16 protein-coding genes are annotated in these 23218 nt (G+C 61.7%); 12 read left to right on the forward strand and 4 right to left on the reverse strand.

The features are described from left to right. Positions 1 to 1601: 1601 nt before the first annotated feature. The 3 genes from ACIOUG_RS06400 to ACIOUG_RS06410 are packed head-to-tail and all read right to left on the reverse strand — an operon-like array spanning position 1602 to position 6156. Positions 1602 to 3002 (reverse strand): efflux transporter outer membrane subunit, encoded by a 1401-nt coding sequence (locus tag ACIOUG_RS06400; RefSeq protein WP_401063508.1) that lies wholly within the window; start codon positions 3000 to 3002, stop codon positions 1602 to 1604. Positions 3003 to 3009: 7 nt separating this feature from the next. Continuing rightward, positions 3010 to 4983, reverse strand: coding sequence for a MacB family efflux pump subunit (locus ACIOUG_RS06405; RefSeq protein WP_401063510.1), 1974 nt, complete (start codon positions 4981 to 4983; stop codon positions 3010 to 3012). After that, entirely contained in the window at positions 4984 to 6156 is a 1173-nt protein-coding gene (locus ACIOUG_RS06410; protein WP_401063513.1) for an efflux RND transporter periplasmic adaptor subunit, read from the reverse strand. It abuts the gene before it with no gap. Positions 6157 to 6478: 322 nt separating this feature from the next. Between ACIOUG_RS06410 and ACIOUG_RS06415 the strand changes: the two genes are divergently transcribed. From ACIOUG_RS06415 to ACIOUG_RS06455, 9 genes are all read left to right on the forward strand, one after another. Next, entirely contained in the window at positions 6479 to 6961 is a 483-nt protein-coding gene (locus ACIOUG_RS06415) for a sigma-70 family RNA polymerase sigma factor (protein WP_045122005.1), read from the forward strand. 134 nt (positions 6962 to 7095) lie between these two features. After that, on the forward strand, positions 7096 to 8430 hold the full coding sequence (locus ACIOUG_RS06420; RefSeq protein WP_401063516.1) for a lysine N(6)-hydroxylase/L-ornithine N(5)-oxygenase family protein: 1335 nt from the start codon (positions 7096 to 7098) through the stop codon (positions 8428 to 8430). A gap of 583 nt (positions 8431 to 9013) precedes the next feature. Beyond that, on the forward strand, positions 9014 to 11713 hold the full coding sequence (gene mgtA / locus ACIOUG_RS06425; RefSeq protein ID WP_401063518.1) for a magnesium-translocating P-type ATPase: 2700 nt from the start codon (positions 9014 to 9016) through the stop codon (positions 11711 to 11713). Between the two features lie 166 nt (positions 11714 to 11879). Continuing rightward, a complete protein-coding gene (locus ACIOUG_RS06430) occupies positions 11880 to 12596 on the forward strand; it encodes an MgtC/SapB family protein (RefSeq protein ID WP_007968289.1) in 717 nt (238 codons plus the stop codon). Between the two features lie 230 nt (positions 12597 to 12826). After that, the gene (locus ACIOUG_RS06435) at positions 12827 to 13192 is read left to right on the forward strand and encodes a hypothetical protein (RefSeq protein WP_401063521.1); all 366 of its coding nucleotides are present in this window, start codon (positions 12827 to 12829) and stop codon (positions 13190 to 13192) included. A gap of 80 nt (positions 13193 to 13272) precedes the next feature. Next, positions 13273 to 14481, forward strand: a complete 1209-nt coding sequence (locus ACIOUG_RS06440) for an EAL domain-containing protein (protein WP_401063524.1) — start codon at positions 13273 to 13275, stop codon at positions 14479 to 14481. Between the two features lie 87 nt (positions 14482 to 14568). Next, complete coding sequence (locus tag ACIOUG_RS06445; protein ID WP_401063526.1) at positions 14569 to 15003, forward strand: chemotaxis protein CheY; 435 nt, start codon at positions 14569 to 14571, stop codon at positions 15001 to 15003. Positions 15004 to 15147: 144 nt separating this feature from the next. After that, positions 15148 to 15774 carry a response regulator gene (locus tag ACIOUG_RS06450; protein ID WP_401063528.1) on the forward strand — a complete coding sequence of 209 codons (627 nt, stop codon included), beginning with the start codon at positions 15148 to 15150 and terminating at the stop codon, positions 15772 to 15774. 9 nt (positions 15775 to 15783) lie between these two features. Then, positions 15784 to 19008 (forward strand): transporter substrate-binding domain-containing protein, encoded by a 3225-nt coding sequence (locus ACIOUG_RS06455; protein WP_401063530.1) that lies wholly within the window; start codon positions 15784 to 15786, stop codon positions 19006 to 19008. Positions 19009 to 19012: 4 nt separating this feature from the next. Here ACIOUG_RS06455 and dkgB read toward each other — a convergent pair whose 3' ends face one another. Continuing rightward, complete coding sequence (gene dkgB / locus ACIOUG_RS06460) at positions 19013 to 19816, reverse strand: 2,5-didehydrogluconate reductase DkgB (protein ID WP_401063532.1); 804 nt, start codon at positions 19814 to 19816, stop codon at positions 19013 to 19015. Between the two features lie 312 nt (positions 19817 to 20128). Between dkgB and ACIOUG_RS06465 the strand changes: the two genes are divergently transcribed. The 3 genes from ACIOUG_RS06465 (at position 20129) to ACIOUG_RS06475 (ending at position 23182) form a co-directional block, all read left to right on the forward strand. Next, on the forward strand, positions 20129 to 20995 hold the full coding sequence (locus ACIOUG_RS06465) for a pirin family protein (protein WP_401063533.1): 867 nt from the start codon (positions 20129 to 20131) through the stop codon (positions 20993 to 20995). Between the two features lie 206 nt (positions 20996 to 21201). Beyond that, positions 21202 to 22644: a mechanosensitive ion channel domain-containing protein gene (locus tag ACIOUG_RS06470; RefSeq protein WP_401063535.1), complete on the forward strand. Its 1443-nt coding sequence runs from the start codon at positions 21202 to 21204 to the stop codon at positions 22642 to 22644. A 97-nt stretch (positions 22645 to 22741) separates the two neighbouring features. Continuing rightward, entirely contained in the window at positions 22742 to 23182 is a 441-nt protein-coding gene (locus ACIOUG_RS06475) for a carboxymuconolactone decarboxylase family protein (RefSeq protein WP_401063538.1), read from the forward strand. Positions 23183 to 23218: the final 36 nt, after the last annotated feature.

Raw genomic sequence — 23218 nt, forward strand, 5'->3', positions numbered from 1 at the left:
CCAATCGCTGGCAAGCCAGCTCCCACAATGTTCAGCGGTTGCCACAGGATTGGAGTAATCCACAAAACCTGTAGGAGCGAGCCTGCTCGCGAAAGCGCTGGGCCATCCAGAACAGCTTCGCCTGACACAACCCAATCGCTGGCAGGCCAGCTCCCACAGCATTCGGTGTTTGCCACAGGATTGGAGTGATACCCAAAACCTGTGGGAGCGGGCTTGCCCGCGAATGCGGTGGGCCATCCAGAACAGCTTCGCCTGACACAACCCAATCACTGGCAAGCCAGCTCCCACAATGTTCAGCGGTTGCCACAGGATTGGAGTAATCCACAAAACCTGTAGGAGCGAGCCTGCTCGCGAAAGCGGTGGGTCATCCAGAACAGTTTCACCTGACACAACCCAATCGCCGGCAGGCCAGCTCCCACAATGTTCAGCGGTTGCCACAGGATTGGAGTAATCCACAAAACCTGTAGGAGCGAGCCTGCTCGCGAAAGCGGTGGGCCATCCAGAACAGCTTTGCCTGACACGACGCCATCGCCGGCAAGCCAGCTCCCACAATGTTCAGCGGTTGCCACAGTATTGGAGTAATCCACAAAACCTGTGGGAGCGAGCCTGCTCGCGAATGCGGTGGGCCATCCAGAACAGCTTTGCCTGACACAGCCCAATCGCTGGCAAGCCAGCTCCCACAGGATTCGGTGTTTGCCACAGGTTTGGGGTGATCCACAACACCTGTGGGAGCGGGCTTGCTCGCGAATGCGGTGGGCCATCCAGAACAGCTTTGCCTGACACAGCCCAATCGTTGGCAAGCCAGCTCCCACAATGTTCAGCGGTTGCCACAGGATTGGAGTAATCCACAACACCTTTGGGAGCGGGCTTGCCCGCGAATGCGGTAGATCATCCAGAACAGCTTCGCCTGACGCAACCCAATCGCTGGCAGGCCAGCTCCCACAATGTTCAGCGGTTGCCATAGGATTGGGGTGATCCACAAAACCTGTAGGAGCGAGCCTGCTCGCGAAAGCGGTGGGCCATCCAGAACAGCTTTGCCTGACACAGCCCATTCGCTGGCAGGCCAGCTCCCACAGGGTCCAGTGGTTGCCACAGTATTGGAGTAATCCACAAAACCTGTAGGAGCGAGCCTGCTCGCGAAAGCGGTGGGCCATCCAGAACAGCTTCACCTGACACAGCCCATTCGCTGGCAAGCCAGCTCCCACAATGTTCAGCGGTTGCCACAGGATTGGAGTGATCCACAACACCTGTAGGAGCGAGCCTGCTCGCGAAAGCGGTGGGCCATCCAGAATAGCTTCGCCTGACACAACCCAATCGCTGGCAAGCCAGCTCCCACAATGTTCAGCGGTTGCCACAGGATTGGGGGGATCCACAAAACCTGTGGGAGCGGGCTTGCTCGCGAATGCGGTGAGCCATCCAGAACAGCTTCGCCTGACACAACCCAATCGCTGGCAAGCCAGCTCCCACAATGTTCAGCGGTTGCCACAGGATTGGAGTGATACCCAAAACCTGTGGGAGCGGGCTTGCCCGCGAATGCGGTGGGTCATTCAGGATGGATTTGTTTGATTCAACTCAACGCAAGCATTCCTCTTCCCCAGAGATCAGCGGCTCGCGGTTTGCCAGCCACCCCCCAGCGCCTTGTACAACGCGATGCTCGCCTGCAGTCGCGACAGGCGCAGTTGCACGTTTAGGTCTTGCGCGGCATACAGGGTGCGCTGGGTTTCCAGTACGGTCAGCAGGTCGGCGGCGCCGGCCTGATAGCGGCTCTGGGCGATGTTGAAAGCGGTTTGCGCCTGGTTCAGTTCTTCGCTCTGCCATTGCCGTTGCCGGTCGAGGCCGCGAATGCTGTTCAGGGCTTTTTCCACATCGGCGAAACCATTGATGATCGCGCCGCGATAGTTTTCCAGCAGCTCCTGCTGGCGTGCGCTGGCCTTGTCGCGCTCGGCGCTCAGGCGGCCATTGTTGAAGATCGGCGCAACCAGGCCGGCCGTGAGGTTGTAGAAGGGGCTGCGGAGCAACTGGTCGAACTGGTCGGCACCCGAGCCCAGTTGAGCGGTGAGGGTCAGGCTCGGCAGCATCGCCGCGCGGGCGACTTTGACGTCAGCCTCGGCCGCCGCCAGTTGGGCTTCGGCGCGGGCGATGTCCGGGCGCCGGCTGAGCAGTTCGCTGGGGACGCCACTGGCAATTTCCGGCCATTGCAGTTGATCAAAGGACTCCTGACTGGCCGCCAGTTGCTGCACCGGGCGGCCGAGCAGCGCGGCGAGGCTGATCAAGGCGTCCCGGGCCTGCTGTTGCACCAGCGGCAATTGCCGTTGCTGCGCTGCCACCAGGCTTTTTTGCTGGGCCAGTTCCAGCGCGGTGGCTGAGCCGGAGTCGTAACGGGTCTGCACCAGTTGCAATACGCTTTCGGCGTTGCCCAGATTGAGCTCGGCGATGCGCGCCTGTTCACCCAGCGCCAACGTCTGCGCATAGGTGCTGGCGACGTCGCTGAACAACGTCAGCTCGACCGTGGCGCGATCGAATTCGCTGGCCTGCAAGGTGAATTGCGCACTGTCGCGGGAGGCGCGCTGGCCACCCCAGAAGTCGACTTCGTAGCTGGCGCTCAGGCTGCTGTCGAAGTAGTCCACGGCCTGATTGCTGCTGTCGGCATCCAGTTGGCTGTAGCCACTGCCACGCAGCAGTTTCTGCCGATTGGCGTTGATCCCGGCCTTGACCTCCGGCAGTTGCGAGCCGCCGGCGATCACCGTGCTGGCCCGAGCCTGTTGCACTCGGGCGACGGCGGCGGCGAGGTCGAAGCTGCCCAGGCGCGCTTGCTCGATCAGGCGATCGAGTTCGTGACTGCCGAATTGCGTCCACCACTGCGGGTTGTTGCGGGCGAGGCTGGCGCTGTGCGGCGCTTGCCAGGTGGCCGGCGCCTGCACGCCGCTGTCCGGGCGTTGAACGGGGCTGGCGCAGGCGCTGAGAATCAGGCACACGGTCAACAGGCTGAGGCGCGGTTTCATAGATCGTTCATTCACTGGTAAGGGCCGTGACCGGGTCGAGCCGGGCAGCTTTGCGGGCGGGCATGAAGCCGAAGACAACACCGGTGACCAGGGCGCAGCCGAAGGCGCCGAGCACGGCCAGCAACGAGAACGCGACAGCGACTTCGCTGAGGATCAGCACGCCGCCGACGATCAGCGCCAGGGCAATGCCGGCTATCCCGCCGACCACCGAGAGCATCACCGCTTCGGTAAGGAACTGGCGCAGGATGTCGCGCTGGCGGGCACCGGTGGCCATGCGAATGCCGATCTCGCGAGTGCGCTCGCGCACGGTCATCAACATGATGTTCATCACGCCGATGCCGCCGACCAGCAGCGAGATCGCGGCAATCGAACCGAGCATCAGCGACAGGGTGTTCTGCGTGCGCGCTTCGGCCTGGATCATCGCGGCATTGTTGGTCAGTTCGAAATCCTTCTTGCCGTTGTGCAGGCGCAGCATCATGCGTTCGATCGCCTGTTCGGTCTGCTTGACCTTGCGCGCGTCGGCCGCGGCGATGGCCACGTACTCGGGGTTGTAGGTGCCGAACAGTCGCGTGCTTGCGGCGGAGTAAGGCACGGCAATGCGATCGTCGCTGTCGGAGTCGCCGGAGCTGGCGCCTTTTTCCGCGAGCACGCCGACCACTTGAAACGGCACGTTCTCGATCAGGATGTACTGGCCGATCGGGTTGGCGACGTCCTTGAGCAGTTTGCTCCGCACCTTGTGCCCGATCACCGCCACGGCGGCACCGGCGGCTTCATCGGCCGCGGTGAAATAGCTGCCCTCGGCCACCGGCCAGTTGAAGATTTTCGGGAAATTGGTGTCGTTGCCGCCGACGTAGCTGTTGTGGTCGAGGTTGCCGAAACGCACCACGGCTTCGGCGCCATTGACCGGCATGATCTGCTTGATCAGCGGCAGGGTGGCGAGCACCGCCAGATCATCCAGGGTGACGATGCCCTGCGGCGCGCGCGGGTGCGGCGATGCACCGCTGAGGTAAATGATGTTGGAACCGAAGGCGCCCATCTGCGCCATGACCTGGCGCTTGCTGCCTTCGCCGACCGCGAGCATCACCACCACCGACGCTACGCCGATGATGATCCCGAGCAGGGTCAGCGCGGTGCGAAAGCGGTTGATCCACATCACTCGCCAGGCGGCGTGCAAGGCGTCGACCAGTTCGCCTTTCCAGGCGCCGGTGGCTTCGGCGCCCTCGACCAGACGCTTGCGCAGATCCACCGCTTGCAGGGCGCCGGGGTTGGCGCTGGTCTGGGCTTGGGGGTTGTCGCGGGCGCTGTCGCTGATGATCAGGCCGTCGCGAATTTCGATGATGCGCTTGGCCCGGGCCGCAACTTCGCGGTCGTGGGTGATGAGGATCACCACGTGGCCCTGGCTCGCCAGTTCATCGAGCAGCGCCATCACCTCTTTGCCGCTGTGGCTGTCGAGGGCGCCGGTGGGTTCGTCGGCGAGGATGATGTGGCCGCCGTTCATCAACGCCCGGGCAATCGACACCCGTTGCTGCTGACCACCGGACAGCTGATGCGGGCGATTGCCGGTGCGCGAAGCCAGGCCGAGACGGTCGAGCAGGGCGGCGGCACGGGCGTGACGCTCGGCGGCCGGGGTGCCGGCATAGATCGCCGGCATCTCGACGTTTTCCTGGGCCGAGCCGGACGGAATCAGGTGATAGCCCTGGAACACAAATCCAAAGGCTTCGCGGCGCAGCCAGGCCAGCTCGTCGCTGTCGAGGCCGGCGACGTTTTCCCCGGCGAAGCGGTACTCGCCGGAGGTCGGGCGGTCGAGGCAGCCGAGGATGTTCATCAGGGTCGATTTGCCGGAACCGGAAGCGCCGACAATCGCCACGAATTCGCCGGCGTGGATCGACAGGTCGATGCCACGCAGCACGTGAACCTCGGGAGCGTCGCCGCCACCGTAGGATTTGCGAATGTCCTGCAGGTCGATCAAAGGCGTTTGCATTCAGCCCCCGTTGCCATCAGCCGGGCCGATCAGCAGGTGATCGCCTTCGTTGAGGCCGTCGACAATCTGCACCTTGAGCCGGTCGCTGATGCCGGTGCGTACTTCGCGCTGCTGAATATCACCGTTGGCCGCCACCACCTGAGCGATTTGCAGGTTGGCCGTGCTGCTGCCCTGCAGTGCGGCGACCGGCGCGGTGAGCACATCCTTGGCCTGATCGGCGACGAAAAATACCTGGGTGGTCATCTCGGCCATCAACGCGTTGTCGGCGTTATCGACGTCGAGCAGCACGGTGTACAACACCACCCGCGCGCTGCCGCTTTTGCTGGTGCTGGCCGGGCTGCCGCCGCCCTGGCTGGTCTGGTCCAGTGGCTTGGGCGGCACCGGCAGAATCTGCCGTACAGTGCTGCTCCAGCGCCGCTGGCCGCCGCTGAGGGTGGTGAAGTAGGCGGTCATGCCCGGTTTGACGTGACCGATGTCAGCCTCGGAGACCTCGGCCCACACGGTCATCGGTGACAGCTTGGCGATGCGCAGGATCAGCGGTGTCTGCTGTTGCGCGTTGAGGGTCTGGCCTTCGCGGGCGTCGAGGGCAACCACGGTGCCGGCCATCGGCGCGTAGATCCGCGTGTAGCCGAGTTCGGCCTGATCGCTGCGCAGGCTGGCCTCGGCTTGGCGGATCTGCGCCTGGAACATGTCGATGCGCGCCTGGGTGGCTTTCAGTTCGGCGCGGGCGGTCTGCACGTCTTCTTCACGGGTGGCGCCGCCGGCGGCGAGATGCTGCTGACGCTGATACTTCTGCCGCGCCAGTTCATGCTGGGCGCGTTGCTCCTGCAATTGCGCCTTGAGGTTTTCGATGGAAAAGCGCCCGGCGTCGAGTTTGGCCTTCTGCGTGGAGGGATCAATTTCCACCAGCAGTTGACCTTCCTTGACCACGTCACCGACTTCCACGTGGATTTTCTGGATCTGCCCGGAGGCCTGCGCACCGACATCGACGTAACGTCGCGGTTGCAGGGTGCCCAGCGCGGTGACGCTGCTTTCAATATCGCCACGGCTGACTTGCACGGTGGCGAAGCGCTCGCGCCCCGGGGGCATGATTTGCCACGCGGCGTAGGCAACAACGGGAATCAGACAAAGGACTACGAGCAGGGCGCGTCGGGCGGGGCGGGGACGTTTCATGCAGGGTTCCGGCCAGTGGAATTCGGCCCGTCGTTCGGGGGCGCGCAGAAGCGGGCAGCCGCTGAACGCTGACGCAAGGCGCGGCAGACACGGGGAGCTGTCCTGTAAACGATGAAAGCGGCGGGGAATTTAAGCGAAGACACAGGATGTTACAGGTATAGAACGGCACTATTTGGCGGGCAACGACAAACGCCACTTTAAATCTATATGAGAATTACTATAAATTACGCACCTCAAGTTGCCACTATCTTGCTACCCCGTCTTCCGGGGCTGTCGATCAGTGTGCTCAAGGATAGAATCCGCATCAAAGCGGCCGGGAGTCATGTTGGAAAACTACTATCGCGAGCTGGTGTGTTTCCTGAACGCCAAGCTCGGCAACCGTCAGGTCGCCGAAGATGTGGTGCATGACGCCTACGTGCGGGTGCTGGAACGATCCAGCGACACCCCCATCGAGCAACCTCGGGCGTTTCTTTATCGCACCGCGTTGAATCTGGTGATCGACGATCATCGGCGCAACGCCTTGCGTCAGGTCGAACCGCTGGAAGTGCTCGACAGCGAAGAGCGCTATTTCACCCCATCGCCTCACGGCACCCTCGATCACGGCCAGCGTCTGGAAATGCTCCAGCGCGCCCTGGCGGAACTGTCACCGCTGTGTCGCGACAGTTTTCTGCTGCGCAAGATCGAAGGCCTGTCGCACCCGCAGATCGCCGAACATCTGGGGATTTCCAAGGCGCTGGTGGAAAAACACATCGTCAATGCGATGAAGCATTGCCGCCTGCGCATCAAGCAATGGGATGCCCATTGAGCCGACATCGTTAAATTTTATTTCACTGTCCTCGTTCCTACTCAACAGACGACCTGCTGTCCTGCTCAAGGCCAGTCGGGTCACTTAGGCTCTCCTTTCCCCTTGTTGAGGGGTTCATCCAGAGGACACTGGAAATGACTCAGGCAATTGCATCGCCCATCGTTCACGACCTGATCGGCGTCGGTTTCGGCCCTTCGAACCTGGCGCTGGCCATCGCTCTGCAAGAGCGCGGCCCGACCCACGGCGAGCTGGATGTGCTGTTCCTCGACAAGCAGGCCGACTACAGCTGGCACGGCAACACCCTGTCGACCCAGAGCGAGTTGCAGATTTCCTTCCTCAAGGATCTGGTGACCCTGCGCAACCCGACCAGCCCGTACTCGTTCGTCAATTACCTGAAAGCCCACGGCCGTCTGGTCGACTTCATCAACCTCGGCACCTTCTACCCGTGCCGCATGGAGTACAACGACTACCTGCGCTGGGTTGCCGGGCAGTTCACCGAGCAGAGCCGCTACGGCGAAGAAGTGCTGACCATCGAACCGGTACTGCACAACCATCAGGTTGAAGCGCTGCGCGTGATCTCCCGCGACACCGAAGGCCAGCAGTTCGTGCGCACCGCGCGTTCGGTGGTGGTCAGCGCCGGTGGCACGCCGCGTATTCCGCAAGCGTTCAAGGCGCTCAAGGGCGACAGCCGCGTGTTCCACCACTCGCAGTACCTGTCGCAGATGGCCAAGCAGCCGTGCGTGAACAATCAACCGATGAGCATCGCCATCATCGGTGGCGGGCAGAGCGCGGCAGAAGCGTTCATCGACCTCAACGATTCGTTCCCGTCGGTGCAGGTCGACATGATCCTGCGCGGCTCGGCCCTCAAGCCTGCGGACGACAGCCCGTTCGTCAACGAAGTGTTCTCGCCGGAGTTCACCGATCTGGTGTTCCAGCAAAACAGCGCCGAGCGCGAGCGCCTGGTCAACGAATACCACAACACCAACTACTCGGTGGTGGACATCGACCTGATCGAGCGCATCTACGGCATCTTCTATCGGCAGAAAGTCTCGGGCATCGCCCGTCATGCGTTCCGTACCCTGACCACCGTCGAGAGCGCCACCGCCACCGAGCGCGGCATTGAACTGGCCGTGCGCAACAACGCCACCGGCGAAGTCACCGTGCGTGTCTATGACGCCGTGGTCCTGGCCACCGGTTACGAGCGGCAGATGCACCGCAAACTGCTGGCGCCACTGGAGGAATACCTCGGTGATTTCGAGGTTGATCGCAACTACAAACTGATCACCGACGAGCGCTGCAAGGCCGGCCTGTACATGCAGGGCTTCTGCCAGGCCAGCCATGGTCTGAGCGACACCTTGCTGTCGGTGCTGCCGGTGCGTGCTGACGAGATCGCCGGGTCGCTGTACGAGCATGGCAAGAACCGTGGGCATCGTTCGATGGCGGATCTGCTGTTGGCGACGGCCAGCTGAGTTTTGCGTCGTCTGTAATACCGCTATCGCGAGCAGGCTCACCCCTACAAATGTTCTGTGTACGCAGGACAAAATGTAGGAGTGAGCCTGCTCGCGATGGGGCCATCAGCACTGCTGAAAATCTGGATCCTGAACCCTTCCTGAACCCTTCCTGAACACCCGCCACATTCCCCCGACACACTTCCTCTTGCGGGTTTACTCTCCAATCATCGAGGCGTAAGCTTCGCGCGTTTTCATCAATAGCGGAGACCCACAGTGGGTACTTGTTCGAGTGACAGTTGTCGGCCGGTCTCGGTAACCGGCAGATTCTCGGCAAGATAACGCGCAGCCTTTCTCTGCCGTTGTCTCGCCGTAAAAGCGAGCAGCGGCATCCCGATCATGGTCAGTTGAGACCATGTCCCGACGTCCTTCTCATCGACACTGAACGTGTGTGGTTTCGACCGTGTGGTCGTGATCGCAAACCTATCGACACGCCTGTCTTTTCTGACCGGCGCGCCAAGCCTTGCCGTGCCGGTTTTTCCGGTGAACGAGGCATGGTCGTACCTGCTCGACGGTTTCCCGGCTGACCATAGGGGCAACAGCCATGAAACTTACGCTCAAGGAATTTTTCGCAGGCTTCCTGCGCACACGCCACATCGCCCGGCACTTCCGCCGTCTGGCGTTGCTGGAATCGTTCAACGACACCACGGTCAGCCGTGAAGTGCCGCCCACCCTGGCCAATACCCTGGTCGATGCGGCCCATCGCGACAGCGGCGAACTGCTGTCTTCGCTGGGCACCCACACCGACGGCCTGACTGATTTTGAAGTCGACGCACTGCGCGCGCAGTACGGCCTCAACGAAGTCGAACACGAGCAACCGCTGCCGTGGTGGACCCACCTGTGGCACTGCTACAAAAACCCGTTCAACCTGCTGCTGACCCTGTTGGCAGTGATCTCTTGGCTGACCGAAGACCTGAAAGCCGCCACGGTGATTTTCTCCATGGTGGTGCTGTCGACGCTCCTGCGCTTCTGGCAGGAAAGCAAATCCAATCAGGCCGCCGACGCGCTCAAGGCCATGGTCAGCAACACCGCCACGGTGATGCGCCGCGATGAGCCGCGGATCGAACTGCCGATCAAGCAACTTGTGCCGGGCGACCTCATCGTGCTGTCCGCCGGCGACATGATTCCCGCCGATTGCCGGGTGCTCAGCGCCAAGGACCTGTTCGTCAGCCAGGCAGCGATGACCGGTGAGTCGATGCCGGTGGAAAAATTTGCCCGGCAAGCCGACCGCGACACGCGCAATCCGCTGGAACTGGAGAACATCCTGTTCATGGGCACCAACGTGGTGTCCGGTACGGCGGTGGCGGTGATTCTCACCACCGGCAACAGCACCTATTTCGGCGCGTTGGCGCAGCGAGTCGGCGCGACTGACCGCGCGGTGACCTCGTTCCAGCTCGGTGTGAACAAAGTCAGCTGGCTGCTGATCCGCTTCATGTTCGTCATGGCGCCGCTGGTGCTGTTCATCAACGGTTTCACCAAGGGCGACTGGACCGAAGCGCTGCTGTTCGCCTTGTCGATTGCCGTTGGGCTGACCCCGGAAATGCTGCCGATGATCGTCACCTCGACGCTGGCCAAAGGAGCGGTGTTCCTGTCGCGCAAGAAGGTCATCGTCAAGCGTCTGGATGCGATCCAGAACTTCGGCGCCATGGACGTGCTGTGCACCGACAAGACCGGCACCCTGACCCAGGACAAGATCTTCCTCGCGCGCAATGTCGACGTCTGGGGTGAAGACTCCGATGACGTGCTGGAAATGGCCTACTTGAACAGCTACTACCAGACCGGCCTGAAAAACCTGCTCGACGTGGCGGTGCTGGAGCACGTGGAAATCCATCGCGAACTGAAGGTCGGCACGGCGTTTCGCAAGGTCGATGAGATTCCGTTCGACTTCAACCGCCGGCGCATGTCGGTGGTGGTCGAAGGGCGTGGTCAGCCACATCAACTGATCTGCAAAGGTGCGGTGGAAGAAGTGCTGGCGGTGTGCACCCGTGTGCAGCACGGCGAAGTCGAAGAAGCCTTGAGCGATGAATTGCTGACCCGGATTCGGCAGGTCACCGCAGCATTCAACGCTGAAGGCTTGCGCGTGGTGGCCGTGGCTGCCCGCTCGATGCCGCAAGGTCGCGACACTTACAGCCTGGCGGATGAACAGGAATTGACGCTGATCGGTTACGTGGCGTTCCTTGATCCACCGAAGGAAAGCACCGCGCCGGCGCTCAAGGCATTGGCCGAGCATGGCGTGGCGGTCAAAGTGCTGACCGGCGACAACGAACTGGTGACCGCGAAGATCTGCCGTGAAGTCGGTCTGGCGCAACAGGGCTTGCTGATGGGCAACGACATCGAGCGCATGAGCGACGCCGAGCTGGCCGTGGCGGTAGAAAAAACCAACGTCTTCGCCAAGCTCACGCCGTCGCACAAGGAGCGCATCGTGCGCATCCTCAAGGGCAACGGGCACGTGGTCGGGTTCATGGGCGACGGCATCAACGACGCCCCGGCACTGCGCACGGCCGACATCGGCATCTCGGTGGACAGCGCGGTGGACATCGCCAAGGAAGCCGCCGATATCATCCTCCTGGAAAAGAGCCTGATGGTGCTGGAGGAGGGCGTGCTCGAAGGGCGCCGGACCTTCGCCAACATGCTCAAGTACATCAAGATGACCGCCAGTTCCAACTTCGGCAACGTGTTCTCGGTGCTGGTCGCCAGTGCTTTCATTCCGTTCCTGCCGATGCTGCCGATGCACCTGCTGGTGCAGAACCTGCTTTACGACATTTCGCAGATCGCCATTCCGTTCGATAACGTCGATGACGAGATGCTGAAAAAGCCGCAGCGCTGGCAGCCGGCTGATGTTGGACGCTTCATGCTGTTCTTCGGGCCGATCAGTTCGATCTTTGACATCACCACGTTCGCCTTGATGTGGTACGTGTTTGATGCCAACACCCCGGATCACCAGACTCTGTTCCAGTCCGGCTGGTTCGTGGTCGGTCTGCTGACCCAGACGCTGATCGTGCACATGATCCGCACGCCGAAGATTCCGTTCCTGCAAAGCCGTGCAGCCACGCCGCTGCTGGTGATGACCGGGATCATCATGGCGGTGGGGATCTTCCTGCCGATGGGGCCACTGGCCAACTACTTCAAATTGCAGGCACTGCCGTCGCTGTACTTCGTGTTCCTGCCGGTGATCCTGCTGGCGTACATGGCGCTGACCCAGGCGGTGAAAGGTTTCTACATCCGCCGGTTCGGCTGGCAGTAATGCTGCCCCTGTAGGAGCTGCCGCAGGCTGCGATCTTTTGATTTTGTTTTTACAAGACAAGATCAAAAGATCGCAGCCTGCGGCAGCTCCTACAGGGATCGGCTATTTCAAGTGAATTGGCAGCAAGCCCGACAAAGGGACTGTGGTTTATTCAAGGAGCTTCATCATGCAAGCCATCAACAACCTCAACCTCACCTCGCTGCTCGACACCCTCGTCAGCCTCAGTGCAGCCTTCATCCTCGGTGGCCTGATCGGTTTCGAGCGTCAGTACCGGCAGCGCACCGCCGGCCTGCGCACCAACGTGCTGGTGGCGGTCGGTGCGGCGATTTTCGTCGACATGGCCAACCGTCTCGGCGGCGCTGAAGGGGCTGTGCGCGTGGTCGCCTACGTGGTCTCCGGCATCGGCTTTCTCGGCGCCGGGGTGATCATGCGCGAAGAGGGCAACGTCCGTGGTCTCAACACCGCCGCGACCTTGTGGACTTCCGCCGCCGTCGGTGCCTGCGCCGGTGCCGACCTGCTGGCCGAAGCGGTGCTCGGCACGCTGTTCATTCTGGCCGCCAACACCTTGCTGCGACCGATCGTCAACAACATCAACCGCCAGCCACTGGATGTGGTCTCGGCCGAAGTCACCAACATCGTTTACGTGATCGCCCGGCGCTCGCAGCAGAAAGCTGTGTTCGCCCTGCTGGAAGCCGAACTGGAACGCAGCAACTACCCGGCCAGCGACGTCGATGTACACGCCTTCGGTGCCGACGAAATCGAGATCGAAGCGACGCTGGCGACCACCTCGGTGGACGGTGACGAACTCGATGCCCTGGTGGCGCGGATTTCGACCTCGGCGCTGGTGGTGCAGGCGTTCTGGAGTCCGAGTACTACCGAGTAAGGCGGTGGGTTCCAGCCGTCGTTCGGCAGGATGGCGGGTGGCGCTGTCACATTGGCTGGCAAGAAAAAAACGCCGCATGGATCCGACCTGTGCGGCGTTTTCGGCGGTTTTCAACAGGTTTGCGCCTGCTTTTGGGAATTTTCCTACATAGATTTCGACGGCTTGTCGTTAGCGTGGTCAGCACATTTTCTACACCGTTAAATTTTATGTCCTACAAGTGCAGGCGAATCGTGATTGTCGAAGAGCAGCAGGCGCTGCAATCCAGAATCGCCAGAGTCTTCCACGAGCTGGGTTATCGCAATCTCACGCCGATCCGTTCGTTTCGTGAACTGCTGGCGCTCACGCATTACTCCCCTGAGCCGTTCGAGCAATTCGACCTGATGCTCATCAATGGCGAACTGATCGCTGCTGCCGGTGTTGATCCCGTGCGGTTCTTTCAAGGCAACCCGCAGATTCGGCATGCGGTGATCCACGATGTCCGGCGTGGGCAAGCGCAGGCCGAGGCGATTTATGCCACTCGTCGACGCCAGTTGTTCATGCTGCGGATCCCCGATCGGCAGGCCCTTGGCAGCGTGCTGGAACATCTCGATGGTTAGGCAATGTGCGCTGCGACCGCAGACGCCTGCTCGAAACGGCAAACACTCGTCCGCCATTCACTCACAACGAGGCCATCAGCATGTCCAACCCGCCCCTGCGTATCCTGGTTCTTGAAGATCACCCGTTCCAACGCTCGGTGGCGGTCAGCATGCTGCAGAGCCTGGGCTGTCATCAGGTGTTCGAAGCCAGCGACGGGGCGCAGGCGCTGGCGCTGCTCGATGAGGTCGGCACGGTGGACATCGCACTGTGCGACTTGCAGATGGAGGGCATGGACGGCCTGGAGTTTCTGCAGCGGGTCGGTGCGTCGGGGCAGGTGCGGTCGGTGATCATCTGCAGCTCGCTGTCGGCGGATCTGCGCCGGGCGGTACACCAGATGGTCACGCTGCTCGGTCTGGAGCTGCTGGGGGATGTCGGCAAACCGCTGCATGCCCAGGTGTTGGCGGGGTTGCTGGACAAATTCGTTCACCGCCCGGTCGAGGCGCCGAGCCCGTCCGGGGCGGTGGTGCTGGCCAGTGAAGCGGCTGTACGCCAGGCGTTGGTCGATCAGCAATTGCATGCCTGGTATCAACCCAAATTCAACCTGCACACCGGTGAAGTCTGCGGTGTCGAGGTGCTTTGTCGCTGGCTGCATCCGACCCGCGGGATCATTGCCCCTGGGCAATTCATGCCGGTGCTGGAGCGTTGTGGCTTGCTCGACTCATTGCTGTTTTGCCAACTGGAGCAGGCGCTGAACCTGCACAAACGCGCCAAGGCCCAAGGTTTTGCACTGAACATGGCGTTCAATCTGCAAACCGTGCAGCTGGCTAATCCGGAGCTGGCCAACACCCTCAAAGCCACGCTGGCGCGGCATGCCGTGGCGGGCTCCAGCCTGACCTTCGAGCTGACTGAAAGCGGCCTGCTCGAAGCGCCCGCCACCAGCCTGGAGAGCCTGGTGCGTTTGCGCATGATGGGCTGCCGCTTGTCCATTGATGACTTCGGTGCTGGATTCTCCTCGTTGCAGCGTCTGTGTCAGTTGCCGTTCAACGAGATCAAGCTCGACGCCGACTTCATTCGCAACCTTGCGCACGAGCCGCGTTGCCGTGCGGCCATCGCCAGCACCCTGGCGCTGGGCGAGACCCTGGGCATGAGCGTGGTCATCGAGGGCATCGAAACCGATGCGCAACGTCGCGAACTGCTGGCGCTGGGCTGCGCGCAAGGGCAGGGCTACTGGTACGCGCGGCCGATGGCCGGGGCCGATCTGCTGCACTGGTTGCAACGGCGCAATCACCGGGAACACGCGGATGAGTGACGGTTTTTTTAGGAAAAGTCCTACAGAGTTGTCCATGCCGCTTGCGTAGTCTTGGCGCACACACCCGTGACCTCCACGAGACCGAGCATGATAAATAAAACCCTGCGCATCCTGATAGCCGACCCGCAGCATTTTCACCGGATGAAAATCGAGCGCCTGTTCAACGCTCTTGAATACTTCCGCATTGCCCCGGTGCAGAACCTCGTTGAACTGCTGACCCTGGTGGAGTACGGCTGCGAGCCGTTTGACGCCGTGGTCATCAATGCCGAACTGGCGGCCGGTTCGCTGGACCTGCCCGGTTTTTTCCTCAACAACCCGCATGTGCGCCACGTCCTGATCTATAACGAACCCACCGCGCCAGCGCTGACGCCTGCCGGCTTCGCCCAGGAAAACCTGCAGATCAGTCCTGTCGCCTTGCCCAATGCAGCGGCGATCAAGCAGCTGATGGCGCGGGTCGACGTTGCCCCGGTGTGCGCAGCCAATGTCTGGAACCCGGCGCCAGCCTTGCAACGTCGGGCTTGAGCACGGATTGTCCGTTGTCGCAACTGTCAGATCTGACAGGTAGATACGGTTTGCTTCCCGTGTAACAGTCTTTGCGCAGCCATCCCGGCGGGGAACAGCCGATGCCGGTGGCACCCTTGTCATGTTTTTGCACTGGGAGCGCTCATGAAGTCAGCGTTGATCGTCGACGATCATCCGGTGGTGCGGGCTGCCGTGAGACTCGTGCTTGAAACCGAAAGGTTCAAGGTGATCCACGAAGCGTCGAGCGCCAGCGAAGCCGTGGAGCTGAGCCGTAAACACAAACCCAGGCTGGTGGTGCTCGATCTCAAGTTGCCAGGGCTCGGCGGACTGGAGGTGCTGGAGCGACTCAAGGCCCACGACCCCGAATGCCGGGTGCTGATCTTCACGTCGCAGGATCCTTTGCACTATCAGGACCGCTGCATGCGCTGCGGCGCCATGGCCTATGTGGCCAAGAGCAACCAGTTGCTGCAACTGCACAAGGCCATCCAGGCGCTGATGTCGGGCTACTCGTATTTTGTTGCGCTGCCCGACAACGGACATATAGCGTCGCCGTTGCACCACAGCGAAAAGCAACTGATCGACCAGTTGTCCAATCGCGAACTGAGCATTCTCGAACAACTGGCGCAGGGCAAACCCAACAAGACGATCGCCGAAGACATGCACCTGAGCCATAAAACCGTCAGTACCTACAAAACCCGCCTGATGAAAAAGCTCGGTATCAATTCCACGGTGCACTTGCGCGAATTCGCCAAGCGCAATTTTCTGATCTGAGTGACCAAGGTGAGTCCGCGACGCGGGTGGTGGCTGGTGTGGTTGAGCCTCACGGTCAGCTGTTGGGCCAGCGAGCCGCCGCAGCATCTGGAACTGTTGACTCAGGCGGGCCTGGAAAATATCCGGGTGCCGCTCGACGAACAGGACCGGCAATGGCTGCGCCAGCACCCGGTATTGCGCATGGGCATTTCCGGCGCCGATTACCCACCCTTCGAAATCACCCGCAATCGCCAGGAGCTGGAAGGTCTCACCGCCGACTACGCCGACCTGCTGGCGCAACTGCTGGGTGTGCGGATCGAGGTGCAGCGTTTCGCCCAGCGCGATGAGGTGATGGCTGCGCTCAAACGCGGCGAACTCGATCTGCTGGGAACGTCCAACAGCTTTGAGCTGGCCGATCCGGATTTCGTCCTGACGCGGCCCTACGCCGAAGATCAGCCGATGCTGGTGACCCGGCGCGACGAAACCTTGCCGGCGGATCTGGCCGGCCAACGCATCGCCATGGTCGAGGACTATCTGCCACTGGCCAGCGTCCAGGCGTTCTATCCCGAGGTAAACCTGCAGCGCTATCCCTCGGCGATGGATGCGCTCGGTGCGGTGGCATTCGGGGTTGATGATGGGTACCTGGGGGACCTGATCAGTGCCAATTACCTGATCAACACCAATTACCGCAATGACCTGCAACTGGCCGGGCCGTCAGGTTTGGACGCCAACCCTTTCGGTTTCGCCGTGCTGCGCAGCGAGGCACGCCTCAAGCGCATCCTCGACAAGGCGCTGGCGGCGATTCCCATGGAACGTCGTCAGCTGATCGAGCAGCGCTGGAGCGCGGGGCGCGCGCAAATGGCCACGCAGTCGCGGGTGCGCCTCAGTGCCGGGGAGCAGGAGTGGCTGCAGCAGCATCCGCGTGTGCGTGTCGGCGTGATCGAAGACTTCGCGCCGCTGACGTTTTTTGATGCCGACGGGCGTTTCAACGGGCTGTCGGCGCAATTGCTCAACCTGATCAGTCAGCGCACCGGGCTGCAACTGGAGATTGTTCGCGGACAGTCGCTGGACCGCCAGATCGAACAGCTCAAGGCCGGCGAACTCGACGTGTTGCCGGTGGTGACACCCAGCAGCGAGCGCGAAGTCGAGCTGCAATTCACCCGTGCGTACCTGAACAATCCGTTTGTACTGGTCAGCGCCACCACGCCCCGCAGCCCGCGCAGCCTTGACGATCTGGCGGGCAAGCGCCTGGCGATTTATCGCGGCCATCCGTTGCGCGGCTACATACAGGGACGGGTACCCGGCTTACGCCTGGTGGAGGTCAGCAGCCCCGCCGAGGGCATGGAACTGATCACCAAGGGGCAGGCCGACGCGACGGTCAGCTCGTTGCTGGTGGCGCGTTTTCTGATTGCCCGTCATTACCGCGAACGCCTGCGCGTCACCAACACCATCGGTAATCAGCCGGCGCGCATTGCCCTGGCCACCGCCCCGCAGGCGACCGCACTGCACACGATTCTGAACAAGGCGCTGCTGAGCATCGCGCCGCAGCAGATGGACGAACTGGTCGAGCGGTGGAGCCATGATGTGGTCGTGGAGGAGAGCTATTGGCAGCGCCACCGGCGCGAAATTCTCCTGGCGTTCGCCACGGCGGCGGGCCTGCTGGTACTGGCGTTGGCCTGGATCGGTTTTCAGCGCTGGCAGTTGCGTCAGCGTCAGCAATGGCTGCGCCAGTTGCGGCAGGCCAAGGAAGCCGCCGACGACGCCAACCGCGCCAAGACCACGTTTCTGGCGACCATGAGCCATGAAATCCGCACCCCGATGAACGCCTTGATCGGCATGCTCGAACTGGCCCTCAAACGCGCCGAGGAGGGCGTCACCGATCGGCTGGCGATCCAGGTCGCGTCCAGCGCCGGCCAGCAATTGCTCGCACTGATCGGTGACATTCTCGACATCGCGCGCATCGAGTCGGGGCATCTGTCCCTGGTGCCGGAGCGGACCAACCTGCGCGAGTTGGTGGCTTCGGTGTGCCGGGTGTTCGAGGGCTTGGCACGCGAGAAGCGTCTGTCATGGCATGTAGAGTTGGGGGCGCACAGTGACGTTGATGTCATGCTTGATCCGACGCGTTTCAAGCAAGTGCTGTCGAACCTGTTGAGCAACGCGATCAAGTTCACCGAGCAGGGCGAAGTGAGCCTGTGGTTGACGGTGACGCGGACCGCGTTTGGGCCGTTGGCCGTGACGCTGGTAATCGAGGACAGCGGCATCGGCATCAGCGCCGATGACCGCCAGCGTCTGTTCAACCCGTTTGTCCAGGCGCGCAACACCGGTCAATCAGCGCGCAGTGGCTCGGGGCTGGGGCTGGTGATCAGCCGCAGCCTCTGCGAAATGATGGGCGGGACGCTGCATCTCGACAGTCGACCCGGGCAAGGCACGCGGGTTGAAATCAATCTGCAGCTGTCACCGTTGGCCGCGCTCGCAGCAGTTGCCGTCCCGGCAGAGCCGGAAATGGTGCCCAGGTCCGCGCGGCCATTGAGTGTGCTGGTGGTGGACGATCATCCGGTCAACCGACTGCTGCTGTGCTGGCAATTGAGTGAGTTGGGCCACCGCACGGTGGATATCGAAGACGGTGAACAAGGCCTGGAGCGTTGGCGGGCACAACCGTTCGATGTGCTGATCACCGACTGCAACATGCCGCAGCGCAACGGCTACGAACTTGCGCGGGCGATTCGTGCCGAAGAGGCGGCGAGCGGCAGGGCGCGTTGCCTGATTCTCGGTTTTACCGCCAATGCGCAGATCGAGGAGAAGATCCGCTGTCTTGAGGCCGGCATGGACGATTGTCTGTTCAAGCCGATTCGCTTGCGCGATCTGGAGCAGGCATTGAGGGCGGCCACTCACGCTGCAAGTGAGCTCGTCGCGAGCCCGACACTGCCGTCGCCCGAGATCGACCTCAGCGCGCTGGAGCAAATGGCCGGAGACGATCACACGGTGATGCAACGCCTGCGTGAGCAAGTGTTGCGCAGTTTGCACGAGGATCTGCAACGGCTGGATGCGGCGCGCCAGCCCCAGGATCTGGACGGGTTGCGGACGCTCGCGCATCACATCAAGGGCGGTGCGCAAATGGTCGGTGCCGCCCGGGTGGTGGCGGCGTGCGTGGATCTCGAACAAGCCTGTCGGGACGCCGAAACGCTGGCCGTGCACCGGTCGGTCGGTGCGCTGCGCGCGACCATGCTCGGCCTCGCGCAGCTGCTTCAGGGCTGAGTGCTCAATCCCACTGCGGGGCGATGCCTTTCGGACTGGTCAGGCGCTGGCCGCGCTCCAGACCGGCGATCAGCGCCATGTCGGCCTCGCTCAGGGTCAGCGCGGTGGCGCCGAGGTTGCTCTGCAGGTTGGCGCGTTTGGTCGACGACGGGATCACCGCGTAACCCGACTGCATCGCCCAGGCCAGCGTCACTTGCGCCGGCGTGGCTTGCAGGCGTTCGGCAATCTGCTGGATCACTGGATCCTTCAACACTTCGCCATAGGCGAGGGTCATGTACGAGGTGATGTGGATGCCCTGGCTGCGGGCGAACTCGACCACTTTGCGGTTTTGCAGGTACGGGTGCAGCTCGATCTGATTGGTGGCGATATTTTCTGCACCGACCGCTGCGATGGCGTGTTGCATCAGCTCGATAGTGAAGTTGGACACGCCGATCTGCCGGGTCAGGCCCAGACGCTTGGCTTCGAGCAGCGCGCCCATGAATTCGCCGACCGGCACCTGATCTTCCGGTGACGGCCAGTGGATCAGCGTCAGGTCCAGATAGTCGGTCTGCAATTTCTGCAGGCTTTCCTTGAGGCTGTCGATGAGACGGTCCTTGGCGAAGTTGGCAATCCAGATCTTGCTGGTGATGAACAGCTCTTCGCGGGCAATCCCGCTGGCGGCGATGGCCTGACCGACCTCGGCTTCGTTTTCGTAGATCTGCGCGGTGTCGATGGCACGGTAGCCGAGTTCAAGGGCGGTGCTCACCGAGTCGATGACCACCTGACCTTGCAGGCGAAACGTACCCAGACCAAAAGCGGGAACAGACATTGATGACTCCAGGGTTGCAGTGGGAATGAGAGGAGTATCCGTGTCTGCGTCCGTGAGAAAAACCGCTGCCGGGGCAAAGCACTGTTGAGCGCAAGTCACGAATCTTGTAGGAGCTGCGGCACGCTGCGATCTTTTGATCCTGAAAAACAAGATCAAAAGATCGCAGCGTGCCGCAGCTCCTACAAGGCTATGTGGATAGGTGCAGCACTGTTCTATAAGTGGAACACTAAAGCCGGTTTTTGCCGGCTAGTCCTCCAACCGTCATGGATTTAAGCTTAATCCATTGCGTCACCCACTTTTCTGGAGGCAACCATGAAAAACATCATCGGTATCTACACCAGCCCTCGCGGCCATTGGGTCGGCGATGGGTTCCCGGTTCGCACCCTGTTTTCCTACGACAACCTGGGCAAACACATCAGCCCGTTCCTGCTGCTCGATCACGCAGGACCTGCCGAATTCACCCCGACCACCGAGCGCCGTGGCGTCGGCCAGCATCCGCATCGTGGTTTTGAAACGGTGACCATCGTCTACGACGGCGAAGTGCAGCACCGCGATTCCACCGGCAGCGGCGGCACCATCGGCCCGGGCGATGTGCAGTGGATGACGGCGGCGTCCGGGATCCTGCACGAAGAGTTTCACTCGGATGATTTCGCCAGAACCGGCGGCAAACTGGAAATGGTGCAACTCTGGGTCAACCTGCCGGCCAAGGACAAAATGGCCGCGCCCGGCTACCAGACCATTCTCGATCGCGACATTCCAGATATCGCGCTGAAGGACAACGCCGGCCGCCTGCGGTTGATCGCCGGTGAGTTCGAGGGGCAGAAAGGCCCGTCGCAGACCTTCACGCCGATCGACGTCTGGGACCTGCGGCTGAACGCCGGCAAGTTGCTGACGCTGGATCTGCACGAAGGGCGCAACACCGCGCTGGTGCTGTTGAAAGGTTCGGTGACGATCAACGGTACGCAAACGGCAGGTATCGGGCAGTTGGTGTTGTTCGAGCGCGACGGTCGTCAGTTGACCCTTGAGGCCAGTGAAGACGCGGTGGTGCTGCTGCTCAGCGGCGAGCCGATCGACGAACCGATCGTCGGCCACGGCCCGTTCGTGATGAACACCGAGCAGGAGATTCATCAGGCGTTCGCCGACTTCCAGTCCGGACGATTCGGCCGGATGCACGGGTAATTACCCCCTGTGGGAGCGGGCTTGCTCGCGAAAGCGGAGTGCCAGTCGATGCGTGTCTGACTGATCCACCGCCGTTGCGAGCAAGCCCGCTCCCACATTGGTTTTTGGGTGTTTTTACGCGGGCGTTCATCCTCTGAAATCAATTGCTCCTACACTGAGCCAATCTGTGCGATCTTCTCGCGATTGGCCCCTGTCGGAGTGGTTTGATGTTGTCTTTTTTGACCGAACATCCGTTGTTCTGCGCGTTGATCCTGATCCTCCTCGATCTCGGGCTGTGGCGCCTGATCAGCTCCCGTGGCAGCGAGTGGAAGCTGCTGGTGCGGGTGCTGATTTTCAGCCTGTTCAGCGTGCTGTTGTTCAACGAAGGCCTCAACCCGATGGAACCGGCGCCGTGGGCCGACAACGTGCCGCTGCACCTGGCGGCGACCGGCTTGCAGATTGGCTGGTGGCTGTTCGGCGCGCGCACCCTGACGGTGCTGATCGGCGCGGTGATGATGCAGCGCGTCGGGCACACCGGGCGGCTGTTGCAGGATCTGCTCGGCGCGGTGATTTTCCTGATCGCCATTATCGCGGCACTGGCTTACGTGCTGGATCTGCCGGTCAAAGGCGTGCTGGCCACGTCCGGGGCCTTGGCGATCATCGTCGGTCTGGCATTGCAGAGCACCCTGAGTGACGTGTTCTCCGGGATCGTGCTCAACACCACCAAGCCCTATCAGATTGATGACTGGATCTCCATCGACGGCACCGAAGGCCGGGTCGTCGATATCGACTGGCGCGCCACGCGCCTGCAAACCAGCCAGGGCAGCATGGCGGTGATTCCCAACTCACTGGCAGCCAAGGCCAAGATCATCAACTTCAGCCGACCGAGCAACATGTTCGGGGTGGCCGTCAGTGTCCAGGTCAGCCCGCACGCCCGGCCCAATACGGTGATCGACGCGCTGGAGCGGGCGATGCAGGGTTGCCGCCCGCTGCTGGACAATCCGTCGCCGAGCGTCGCGTTGAAAAGCTCCAGCAGCGCTGGTGCTGAATATGAGATCAGCGGTTTTGTGTCGTCGATGGATCAGAAGCGTTCGGTGCGCAATCAGCTGTTCGATCTGGCTTACCGGCATCTGCAGGCATCCGGGGTCAATCTGTTGTCGAGTGTCGAACCGATTGTCGCCGGCAACCTCTCGCGGCCACGGGCGCTGCTCGACAGTTCGCCGATTTTCTCCACTCTGCGCCAGGAAGAGAAAGACACCTTCAGCCAGAACATGACCCTGCAGACTTTCCGCGCCGGCGAGACGATTCTCGATGCCGGGGAGGTCAGCGATCATTTGTTCATCATCGAGTCCGGCGTGGTCAGCGTGACCTTGACTCGCCATGGCACGCCGTTCGAATCCGGGCGTATGGGGCCGGGGGAAGTGATCGGTGAGGCCGGCATTCTCTCCGATTCCTCGGTGCCGGCGACCTTCGCGGCGAAAACCTTCTGTGCGCTGTACCGCATCGAGAAGACCTACCTGAAGCCGTGCCTGGATGCCCGCCATGACATCAACGAGGCGATGAAAGCCTTGCTCGATTATCGCCTGCACAAGGCCCAGACCCTGACCCAGGACGTGCCGCCTGTGGTGGCGAAAACCGGGTTCCTGCACTGGTTACGCAATCGCGTGTGACGCGGTGGTCTACTCGTCTTCCGGGAGATTGGCTATTTGTCCGGGGCAGGTGCGGGGCTACCTTAGTCACACATTCACTGGCCCCGGAAACTCAACCATGAAAGCTCGCACCGATTTCTACACCGCCTCCCCAGACGCCCTGAAAGCGATGATCGCCCTGGAAACCGCCGTCTCGAAACTGCCGCTGGAAAAGACCCTGGTCGAACTGGTCAAACTGCGAGCTTCGCAGATCAACGGCTGTGCGTTCTGCATCGACATGCACACCACCGACGCGATCAAGGGCGGCGAGACCCCACGTCGGCTGTTCGCCGTGACCGCGTGGCGTGAAGCGCCATTCTTCACCGACCGCGAACGTGCGGCGCTGCTGTGGACCGAATCGCTGACCCAACTGAGCCTGACCCACGCTCCGGACGAAGATTACGAAGCAGTCGCTGCGCATTTCACCCCCAAGGAAATGGTCGACCTGAGCGTGGCGATCAGCACCATCAACAGCTGGAACCGTCTGGCCGTGGGCTTCCGTAAAACCCCACAGCTCTAAGCCGCAACACATAACCCCTGTAGGAGCTGCCGCAGG

It is taken from the genome of Pseudomonas sp. NPDC087803 (genome assembly GCF_044742995.1).
In the GTDB taxonomy this organism is placed as follows: domain Bacteria; phylum Pseudomonadota; class Gammaproteobacteria; order Pseudomonadales; family Pseudomonadaceae; genus Aquipseudomonas.